We start from the raw sequence: 9906 nt of genomic DNA, 5'->3' as shown, positions 1-9906 counted from the left end.
CCTGTCGTCAAATTCCCGTCGTCCGCCCGAAGGGCGGGCCCGGCGGCGTCTGGTGCGTGCGATCGCAAGGCGCCGGAGCCGCCCTCGATGGGGGTGCCCACGCGCGAACCGAGCGAAGCTCGGTTCGCGCGTGGGGGAGGAGCCACGTGGGCGGTTCGGCAACCCAGCTGGGGGTCCCCCCTCTGGGGGAGGGCGTGCCAGGCGTCGCCGGGCAGGCGGGAATTTGACGACAGGGCCTGGCACGCGCAGCCGTTCGGGGATCCACCCGCACGGGTTACCCGGGGCGTCGAACGGCGGCGGCGTGCGCGGGATTTCGCGCGGTCAGCCTCGTATCTGCCAAAGGCCTTGAGAACAAAGGGCTGTAAGGATTCGGCAGGCTTTCCGGCGGGACGCGATTTGACCGTTTTTATCCGCAGGCGATTATGCGACGCATTGCCAACTCTTTACGTTGCGGCGCCGCAACCTTCGGGGGCTTCGAGCGGTAGTCACTGCGTCCGAGCCCGGAGATCAACAGCCAGTCGGTCAACTACCGGGTGTGGTCGGACACTTCATCGTTCTCATCCGACTTACCCGTCGAAGGAGCATCATGTCCCTCCCCCTGACCCGCCGGATCGCCCGTGCCGCGCTGCTCGTCGCTGCGGGAGCGGCTGCCGGGGTCGGTGCGGCCGGCTCCGCCAGCGCGGCCCCCGAACTGCCCGACGCCTCCAAGGTCGGCGGGCTGACCGCCGTCGACAGCACGAGCGTCGTCGACGGTGCGGCTCAGAACGCCACCGGGATCGCGAGCGGCGCCGTCGACACGGCCGTCGACAAGGCGCTGCCGACCGCGACGAAGGCCGGCGACAAGGTGACCAAGACCGGCGGCAAGACCGCGAAGAAGGCGGTGCCGACCGCCGCCAAGGCCGGCAGCAAGGTCGCGAAGAAGGCGACGCCCGCGGCGCAGGAGACCGCGGGTGGCCTGGCCGGATCGGTCGGGACCGTCCTCGGTGACACGGCCGGTGCGGCCGCGGAGGGTGGCGTGCCGAAGACCGGGTCGCTGCCGGTGCAGGCTCTGCCGATCGGCTAACCGCCTGGGTTGGGCCGACGTTGAGCCGACGGGGTTCCGGGAGTTCCTGGGCCCCGTCGGTTTTTCTGTGCCCGCGTCGGTACGTCGGCAGGGGCCGGGGCGTGTTCGGGCGGTGCCCGGCGCTGGAGGCTGTGCCCACCCTCCCCCACTCTCGACTTCGCTCGAGCGGGGGGACCCCCATCGCCCTGCGGAACGACTGCTCACAGCGGTAACAGGCACAGCGCCGCCGCAGCGGCACGGCAGGTTATGCCAGGCGCCGGACCGCCTGTGCCACCCTCTCGTCCGTCGCCGTGAACGCCACCCGGACGTGACGGGCGCCCGCCTCGCCGTAGAAGTCGCCCGGGGCCACCAGGATGCCGAGGTCGGCGAGGTGGGCGACCGTGGTCCAGCAGGACTCGTCCTTCGTGGCCCAGAGGTAGAGGCTGGCCTCGCTGTGCTCGATGCGGAAGCCGTGGCGTTCCAGGGCCTCGCGGAGGGAGGCACGGCGGGAGGCGTAGCGGTCGCGCTGGACGCGGACGTGTTCGTCGTCGCCGAGGGCCGCGATCACCGCCGCCTGGGTCGGCGCCGAGGTCATCATGCCGCCGTGCTTGCGGATCTCCAGAAGGGGCGCGAGGACCGCCGGGTCGCCGGCCAGGAACGCGGCGCGGTAGCCGGCCAGGTTCGAGCGCTTGGAGAGGGAGTGGACCGCGACGATGCCCTCGTACGAGCCGCCGTTCACGTCCGGGTGCAGGACCGAGACCGGGTCGGCCTCCCAGCCCAGCTCCAGGTAGCACTCGTCGGAGAAGAGCAGGACGCCGTGCTCACGGGCCCAGGCGACGATCCGGGTCAGTTCCGGCTTGGAGAGGACCTTGCCCGTGGGGTTCGACGGGGAGTTCAGCCACAGCAGCTTCAGGCCCCGCGGGTCCAGCTCGGTCGGGTCATCGTAGACCTCGTACTCGGCGCGGGCGAGGCGGGCACCCACCTCGTACGTCGGGTAGGCAAGCCGCGGGTAGGCCACCTTGTCACCGGGGCCCAGGCCCAGCTGCGTGGGGAGCCAGGCGACCAGTTCCTTGGAGCCGACGATGGGCAGGACGTGGCGGTGGGTGACCTCGCGGGCGCCCAGGCGGCGCTCCACCCAGCCCGTGATCGCGTCACGCAGCGCCGGAGTGCCCCAGACCGTCGGATAGCCCGGGGAGTCCGCCGCGTCGATCAGGGCCTTCTGGATCAGCTCGGGCACCGGGTCGACCGGTGTGCCGACGGAGAGGTCGACGATGCCGTCCGGGTGCGCGGCGGCCGTCTTCTTGTACGGCTCCAGCTTGTCCCAGGGAAAGGTCGGAAGGCGGTCGGAGACTGCGGACACGGATCTGGCTCACTTTCTGGTACTGCCGGTTCTGCCGGATACGGCAACGCCTCGGTCCCGTACGGCGATCAAGGCGATCGGGACGATCACGGTGATCAGGCCGTACGGGACCGAGGCGGCACGCTGTGCGGGTCGCCGGTGGGGATTACTCGGCCTGCGGCGGCAGCGCGGCGATGAAGGGGTGGTCCCGCTCGATCAGGCCCAGCTTGCTGGCGCCGCCGGGGGAGCCGAGCTCGTCGAAGAACTCGACGTTCGCCTTGTAGTAGTCCTTCCACTCCTCCGGAGTGTCGTCCTCGTAGAAGATCGCCTCGACCGGGCATACCGGCTCACAGGCTCCGCAGTCGACGCATTCGTCCGGGTGGATGTACAAGGACCGCTGGCCCTCGTAGATGCAGTCGACCGGGCACTCCTCGATGCACGCCTTGTCCTTGACGTCGACACAAGGCTGCGCGATGACGTAGGTCACGCTGTCGTTCCTCCTCGATAGGGCGCTGGCGGGCCTCCTCAGGCTCCGCCGCCTGGCGCGCGGGAGCGCGGCGTCGTCGATGCCCGCCCCTAGTATCTCCGTTCTTGGGCATGATCCGAACAGGAGGGGTGAACTGACCTGTGGAAATCTCTGCGACGGGGCGCCTTGAGGTCCGTGTCACCGCTGCTGACGTGGGTAAACGGGTCTCCGTGCGCCGCCTGAACGATCCTGCGGCCGAGGGTGAGAAGTTCACCGACACGGTGGGTGTTCTCGCATCATGGGACGACGGTGTGCTGCTGATCACACGGAAGAGCGGCGAGACCGTCCGCATTCCGGAATCGTCGCTGGTCGCGGGCAAGGTGGTGCCCGCCGCCCCGGCCCGGCGCCGGGGGCCCGCCGCCTCCTACGAGGAGCTCGCGCACGTCGCCACGCGCGCGTGGCGGCCGCTCGAGAGCGAGCGGCTCGGCGAGTGGGAGCTGCGGGCCGCCTCCGGGTTCACCCGCCGGGCCAACTCGGCACTGCCGCTGGGCGACCCCGGGCTGCCCCTGCCGGCCGCCCTCGATGCCGTACGGCGCTGGTACGGCGACCGTGGGCTCCCCGCGTACGTCCAGACGGCGACCGGCGCCGCCGGCACGCAGGAGCTGTTGTGCGCGGAGCTGGATCGGCTGGGGTGGGTCCGGGAGGTTTCTGCGGAGATGTGGATCGGGGCGCTGGCACCGGTCGCCGACCGGGCCGAGGACGCCGGGGTGGTGCTGTCCCGGGAGGCGGACGAGGCTTGGCTCGGGCGGTATCAGCGCAAGGGGGTGAGCGAGGTGGCCCTGAAGGTGCTGGCGAGCGGGCCGTCCGTGTGGTTCGCGACCGTGCCCGGCGCCGCGGGTGACGCGCCCGCCGCGATCGGGAGGTGTGTCGTGGACGGGCGGTGGGCCGGGTTCGCCGCCGTGGAGGTGGATCCGGCGCTGCGGCGGCAGGGCCTGGCCACCCGGGTGATGGCGGCGCTGGCCCGGCGGGCCCTGGACGAGGGGGCCTCGGCTGCGTGGCTGCAGGTCGAGACGGAGAACGCGGGGGCGCGGGGGTTGTACGCCGGGCTGGGGTTCGCCGCGCATCACGTGTACCACCACTATCGATCACTCTGAGCAGCGGTACGGATCGCCGTGAAAGGGCACGAGCCAGCTATGCGTACCCCCTATCCCCCCTCACCCGAGCGCTCCGCCGAGCTGCGGCGGCGGTTCGCCGAAGAGGCGCGGTCCGAGCGGCCCGATCTGTCCATGCTGTGTCTGCTGGTGGGGGCCGAGGCGGACGGGGCGCTGGACGAGGCGGGCATGGACGCGGTGCAGGTGGAGCTGGACGGGCTGGCGGGGCAGCTGCCGTTCCGGCCCGGGGGGCCGCGGGCGTGGGCGGTCGCGCTGCGGGAGCTGCTCGGGGAGCGGTACGGGTTTCGCGGCTCCGCCGCGGACTATCAGCGGCTGGAGTCGTCCTTGCTGCACGAGGTGCTTCGGCGGCGGCGTGGGCTGCCGATCCTGCTGTCGGTGGTGTGGATGGAGGTCGCTCGGCGGGCGGGGGCGCCTGTGTACGGTGTCGCGCTGCCCGGGCACTTCGTGGTGGGTTTCGGACCGACGGACGAGCAGGTGCTCGCCGATCCGTTCGACGGGGGGCGCGTGCTGACGGGGGGCGATGCGGAACTACTGGTGGCGGGGGCCACGGGGGCGCCGCTGCATCCGTCGATGCTGACGCCGGCCGATCCGCTGGATGTGGTGCTGCGGATCCTGAACAACGTGCGGGCCTGGGCCGCCACCCGGCCCGAGCGGACGGATGTGGCCCTGTGGGCGGTGGAGTTGTCGCTGTTGCTGCCGTCGCATCCGGCTCGGTTGCGGTTCGAGCGGGGGCAGTTGCTGGTGCAGAGGGGGGAGTTCGTCGAGGGGGCCGTGGAGTTGGAGGGGTACGCGGAATTGATCAGTGCGGTTGATGCTGCCGCGGCGGAGCGGGTGCGGGGGCAGGCTCGGGCGGCTCGGGCGATGCTCAACTGATCTTCGCCGGTTCGCCGTAGGGGCTTGTGTGGTTGTGCGAGTGCGGGTGCTTCCTGGCTGATCGCGCAGTTCCCCGCGCCCCTGGGGGCGTTGCGCTTGGCCGGCGACTTACAGCCAGCCCTTTTCCCGTGCGCTCCTGGCCGCCTCCGCCCTGTTCCGTACCGCCAGTTTCTGGATCGCCGTCGACAAGTAGTTGCGGACCGTTCCCTGGGACAGGTGCAGGGCCGCCGCCAGTTCGGCGTTCGTGGAGCCGTCCTCCGCTGCTCGCAGGACCTCTCGCTCGCGGTCCGTCAGAGGGTTGGCGCCCTCCGCCAGGGCCGCTGCCGCCAGGGTGGGGTCGATGACCCGTTCGCCCGCCAGTACCTTTCGTACCGCTTCTGCCAGTTGGGCCGCGGGCGCGTCCTTGACCAGGAAGGCGTCGGCGCCCGCCTCCATCGCGCTGCGGAGGTAGCCGGGGCGGCCGAAGGTCGTGAGGATGACCAGCTTCACGGCCGGCAGTTCCGCGTGCAGCAGCGCCGCCGCCTCGATGCCCGTCGCGCCCGGCATCTCGATGTCGAGGAGCGCCACGTCCACGTCGTGCTCGCGGGGCGCCGCCAGCACCTCGCCGCCGGTGAACAGGACGAAGAAGGCGACGAGGATGGCGATGTCCTGGGCCCGCGGGGCCTGGCTCTGCTCGATGGCCCGCCCCAGGGCAGCGTACGCGTGCGTGGGCAGCCACTCGGCGATGTCCTGCAGCCAGGCCGGGAAACCCGAGGACGGGAACCACAGGCCGCCGAGGAGCGACAGGGCGAAGTAGATGATCATCGTGATGGGGCGGACCGCGTCCCCGGAGGCGAGGTAGCCGATGGCCACGCCGAGCGCGGCGAAGACCAGGCTGCCGGCCCAGATCGCGGCGGTGAGGGCGAGCCACTGCCAGGCGTCCAGACGTACGTCCTTGACGACGGCGGCGACCAGGAAGACGACCACGATGGACGGCAGGCTGACGACGGCGGCACCTGCCGTCTTGGCCAGGACATAGCCGCGCCCGGGCAGCGTGGTGAGCCGCAGCTGCCGTACCCAGCCGTTCTCCCGCTCCTTGGCGATGCGCTCGCTGTTGCCCATCAGCACGGCGGTCAGGGCGCCGAAGGAGGCCATGGAGACCATGACGTACGCCGCGACGGTCAGCTGGGTGCCGGCGACCTTGCCGTCGGTCCCATTCTGGTTCGAGGCGAGCAGGAAGATCACCGAGGGGTAGATCACCGAGAAGAACATGAACTTGCGGTTGCGCAGGGCGCGGGTGAGTTCCAGCTTGACGAGGCTGTTCACGAGCGGGCCTCCTCGGCCTCGGTGATGGCGACGAAGGCCTGCTCCAGACCGAGCCTGGCGACTTCGAGGTTGCGGGGGTACACGCCGAGGCCGTAGAGGGCGTGGACGGTGGCGTCGGCGTCGGTGGACTGGATGCGGACGGTGCGGCCGGAGACGGCGATCGTGCTGAGGAAGGGGAGGGCGCGCAGGGTCGGCTCGTCGATCTCCGGGTCGTCCAGGTCGAAGGAGATCCTCCGGGCGCCTGCCTTGGCCTTGATCTCGGCCGCCGTGCCGTCGGCCAGGAGCCTGCCCCGGTGCAGCACCAGCACCCGGTCGGCGATGGCGTCGGCTTCTTCCAGGTAGTGCGTGGCGAAGAGGACCGTACGGCCCTGGTCGGCCTGTTCGCGCATGGTGGCCCAGAAGGCCTGGCGGGTGGTGACGTCCATGCCGGTGGTCGGCTCGTCCAGGACGATCAGGTCACTGTCACCGGCCGTGGCGAGGGCGAAGCGGACGCGCTGGGCCTGGCCGCCGGAGAGCTTGTCGACCTTGCGGTCGGCGATCTGCGCGATCCCGGCGCGGGCCAGGACGTCGGACACCTGGTACGGCCGTGGGTGCAGATCGCAGGCGAGGCGCACCAGCTCCGCGACGGTCACCTCGTCCATCAGCCCGCCGCTCTGCAGCATCGCTCCCACGCGTCCGGCGACGATGGCCTCGCGCGGCCCGGTACCGAAGACGCGGACCGTCCCGCTGTCGGGTCGCTTGAGGCCGAGCAGCAGATCGAGCGTGGTCGACTTGCCGGCGCCGTTGGGGCCGAGCAGGGCGACGGTCTCCCCCGGGTGCAGGGTCAGACTCAGGCCGTCCACGGCCCGGACGTCGCCGTATGCCTTGCTCACCTGGTCGAATGCAGCCGCTGTGGTTGTCATGCGATCCAGAGTGGCTTTCGCGGCCCCGGGTCCGGCAGTGTCGGCGGTCCTGACTGCCGGATGACAGATGTCATACGACGGCCAGGGGCACCCGGCGAGTGCCGGGTGCCCCTGGTCCGACTGGTCCGAGCGGTTCCGCTAGCTCGGGTTGGTGTCGATGGTGACCGTGCGCTCCGCCGCCGTCTTGCCGCGCAGGGCCTTGCGCAGGGCGGAGGCGACGTCCTCCGGCAGGACGTCACGCTTGCCGCTCGCGCCGTTGATCTGCACGCCGTCGAAGGTGGCGCCGTACGCCTCCTTCAGCGCCTTGAGGTCGTACGTGTCCACGAGCTTGCCGTCGACGGCCTTGACGCCGAGGATCTTCGGCAGTGACAGGGCGCCGAACGGGATGCTGTGCGCGGCGTCCGTCTGGATCGTGACCTTGTTGGCCATCGCCGGCTCGGCGAACTCCTTCATGAACCGGTCGACCTCGGCGTTCGTGATCGTCGGCTGCTGGGTGGTCGTGGCGACCCGCACCGCGGCGGACGTGCCCGTCTCCACCTGGCTTCGGTACGCCTCCTCGACCGCCGTGGTCGACTTGGCGACGTCGATGCCCTGGCCGGCCTTGCCGTACACGGCGACCGCCTTGCCGGACGTGAACGTGACCGTGCCCTCGGTCACCGAGCCGGAGCCACCGGAGAGTTCCTCGAGGGCGGCGTGCAGCTTCTCCTCGTCGGTGGGCATGACCGGGTCGACGACCCGCTCCTGGCCGAACAGCGAGCCGATGACGGAGATCGGGTTGTAGTCGCTGGTCGCGGCCTTGCTGACGGTCTGCTGCATGTCGAACTGCAGCCCGGCCTTGTCCGGCTCCAGCGTGACGGTCCTGCCGCCCACCGACAGCTCGAGCGGCTTGTTGACCTGCTCGTCGAAGGCGTCGTTGAGCTTCTTGACCGCTTCGTCCCGGGTGCCGCCTCCGATGTCGACGCCGAGCACGCTCGTGCCCTTGGGCACGTCGGAGTGGGCCATCAGCAGGCCGGCGCCGTAGACGCCGCCCGCGAGGACGATCACTCCGCCGCCGACCAGCGCCAGCTTGTTGCGGCCCTTCTTCTTGGGCGCGCGGGAGGCCGGGGCGTCCGACGAGCCCGGTTCGGGCAGCTTCGGGGGCGTGTGCGGCGCCGGTGCGTCGGTGGTGCCCGCGCCGAAGGGGCCGTTCTGGGCGCCCGGAGGAACGACGGGGATGCCGCTGGTGACGGTGTGGCCCGAGACGTTGTCGGCGACGCCGCCGTACCGCGGGGTGCCGGGTTCGGGGGCCGGTTTCTGCGGGGTGAGGATCGCGGTGTCGTCGCTCAGGCCACCGCCGGGACCGGCGGGGCCGCCGGAGACACCGGGAGCACCCAGGCCTCCTGGACCACCCGGACCGGAAGGTCCACCAGGACCGCCCGGACCGGCGGGCCCACCACCCAGACCACTGCCGGGACCACCGGGCCGCCCCGGACCCGTGAAGATCCCGGTGGCACCCGTATCGCTCGGACCACCCGGACCGGCGGAAGGACCGGAGCCGCCCGGACCGCCCGGACGGCCGCGCGTACCGGAGCCGGGGAGACCACCGGGACCACCGGGCCCGCCCCGCCCACCGCCGGCGATCGGAGGCACCGCCGGACCGTCGCCGGTGACCGGACCGGTCGTCGGGCCCGCGGGACCCTGCGGGCCGCCCTGGCCGCCACGGCCGTTCGGGCCGCCGTAGTCCGGGCCGTTGAAGTCGCCGGAGCCGTTGAAGTCGTTCGGGGTGCCGAAGTCGGCGGCGGGGTCGAAGGGGTTCGGGGCGGTGAAGTCTTCGGAAGCGCCGAAGCCGTTCGGGCCCTTGGGGCCGCCGCCCTGGGCGCCGAACCCGTTCGGGCCGCCCTGCCCGTTCTGGCCGTTCTGGCCGTTCTCGGAGAAGTACGGCAGGTCGTCACGGCGCGTCTCGGCGCCGGGGCGGGAACCGTTGCCGCCGCCGCTGCCGTTGCCCAGCGAGCTCGCCGCCAGTGCCTCGGTCACGTCGAAGGAACCGGTGCCGCCGCCGTGCCCGGGAGCCACGGGCCCGCCGGTCGCGCCGGGGAGCCCCGCGCCCGTCCCGCCGCCGGGGCGGGAGCCGCCGGGCGCGCTCATCGAACCGACGACACCACCGGGCCGACCGGCACCCGGACGCGCACCACCGGGCGCACCGGCACCGGCACCGGAAGCCCCGGCGCCTGAACCGCCGGGCAGACCGGCCCCGTTGCTGGGCGGGCCGCCCTGACCGCCCTTGCCCGCCGAGGACTTGCGGGGCGCGAACCAGTCGCTGGTCTTCTCGTCCGCCTGCCCCGTGGGCTCGGCCGGAGCCTCGACGGTGCCCGTGGAGGTGGCGGTGGGCGCGGACGGCGCCGGCGGCTCGGTGTCCGCGGGGGCCCCGGCACTCTCGGCCTCGGTTACGGGTTTGCGCACGACGACCGGCGGAATCGGCCGCGATCCGGGGATGTTGATCCGGATCCGGGTCGTCAGCGTGGTCTCGGTCTTGCGTTCCTCCGGCTGCGTGGCCGAACGGCCCGCGTCCGCACCGCTGTCGGAAGCCATGGGGGTCCCGTACGGCGGCGTGCCGGAGGGGTATGCGGCTCCGCCGTGCCCGTTGGGCCCGGAGGACGGAGTGTCAGTTTCACGACTCAAGGCAGGTTCTCCCGGTTGGCTCCGCCGCCCGTACCTCACTGCTTCGGGCGGCTCGGCGGCGCGCACCACCATACTGGCCACTTCTGGCCCGTATCCCACGACCGCCTGGGAAACCCACACGGGACTCGCACGAGCGCGGCGTGGAGAAG

At 72.0% G+C, this 9906-nt stretch carries 6 protein-coding genes and 3 pseudogenes; 3 read left to right on the top strand and 6 right to left on the bottom strand.

What is annotated here, in order from left to right:
- The first annotated feature begins 586 nt into the window (after window positions 1-586).
- Window positions 587-1063 carry a hypothetical protein gene (locus IF78_RS0120520; protein ID WP_031483909.1) on the top strand — a complete coding sequence of 159 codons (477 nt, stop codon included), beginning with the start codon at window positions 587-589 and terminating at the stop codon, window positions 1061-1063.
- A 244-nt stretch (window positions 1064-1307) separates the two neighbouring features.
- Here IF78_RS0120520 and IF78_RS0120515 read toward each other — a convergent pair whose 3' ends face one another.
- A complete protein-coding gene (locus IF78_RS0120515) occupies window positions 1308-2402 on the bottom strand; it encodes a bifunctional succinyldiaminopimelate transaminase/glutamate-prephenate aminotransferase (protein WP_031483907.1) in 1095 nt (364 codons plus the stop codon).
- 145 nt (window positions 2403-2547) lie between these two features.
- A complete protein-coding gene (gene fdxA / locus IF78_RS0120510) occupies window positions 2548-2868 on the bottom strand; it encodes a ferredoxin (RefSeq protein ID WP_030929316.1) in 321 nt (106 codons plus the stop codon).
- 140 nt (window positions 2869-3008) lie between these two features.
- Between fdxA and IF78_RS0120505 the strand changes: the two genes are divergently transcribed.
- Both IF78_RS0120505 and IF78_RS0120500 read left to right on the top strand, forming a co-directional pair.
- Window positions 3009-4001 (top strand): GNAT family N-acetyltransferase, encoded by a 993-nt coding sequence (locus IF78_RS0120505; RefSeq protein WP_031483905.1) that lies wholly within the window; start codon window positions 3009-3011, stop codon window positions 3999-4001.
- A gap of 39 nt (window positions 4002-4040) precedes the next feature.
- A complete protein-coding gene (locus IF78_RS0120500) occupies window positions 4041-4892 on the top strand; it encodes a transglutaminase family protein (RefSeq protein ID WP_031483903.1) in 852 nt (283 codons plus the stop codon).
- A gap of 108 nt (window positions 4893-5000) precedes the next feature.
- On the opposite strand, the pseudogene IF78_RS49165 reads toward IF78_RS0120500, so the two are convergent.
- The 4 genes and pseudogenes from IF78_RS49165 to IF78_RS0120485 form a co-directional block, all read right to left on the bottom strand.
- Window positions 5001-5501 (bottom strand): annotated as a pseudogene (locus tag IF78_RS49165) (response regulator transcription factor); the annotation flags it as partial.
- A pseudogene (locus IF78_RS49160) lies at window positions 5496-6197 on the bottom strand (ABC transporter permease); the annotation flags it as partial. The pseudogenes IF78_RS49160 and IF78_RS49165, both read right to left, overlap by 6 nt.
- Window positions 6194-7045 (bottom strand): annotated as a pseudogene (locus IF78_RS0120490) (ABC transporter ATP-binding protein); the annotation flags it as partial. The pseudogenes IF78_RS49160 and IF78_RS0120490, both read right to left, overlap by 4 nt.
- 192 nt (window positions 7046-7237) lie before the next feature.
- On the bottom strand, window positions 7238-9757 hold the full coding sequence (locus tag IF78_RS0120485) for a hypothetical protein (protein WP_031483897.1): 2520 nt from the start codon (window positions 9755-9757) through the stop codon (window positions 7238-7240).
- Window positions 9758-9906 lie beyond the last annotated feature (149 nt).

The sequence above is a fragment of the Streptomyces bicolor genome (genome assembly GCF_000719285.1).
Classification (GTDB): domain Bacteria; phylum Actinomycetota; class Actinomycetes; order Streptomycetales; family Streptomycetaceae; genus Streptomyces; species Streptomyces bicolor.
The sequence above is the reverse complement of the archived record's forward strand: the minus strand, read 5'-3'. Positions and strand labels throughout refer to the sequence as shown.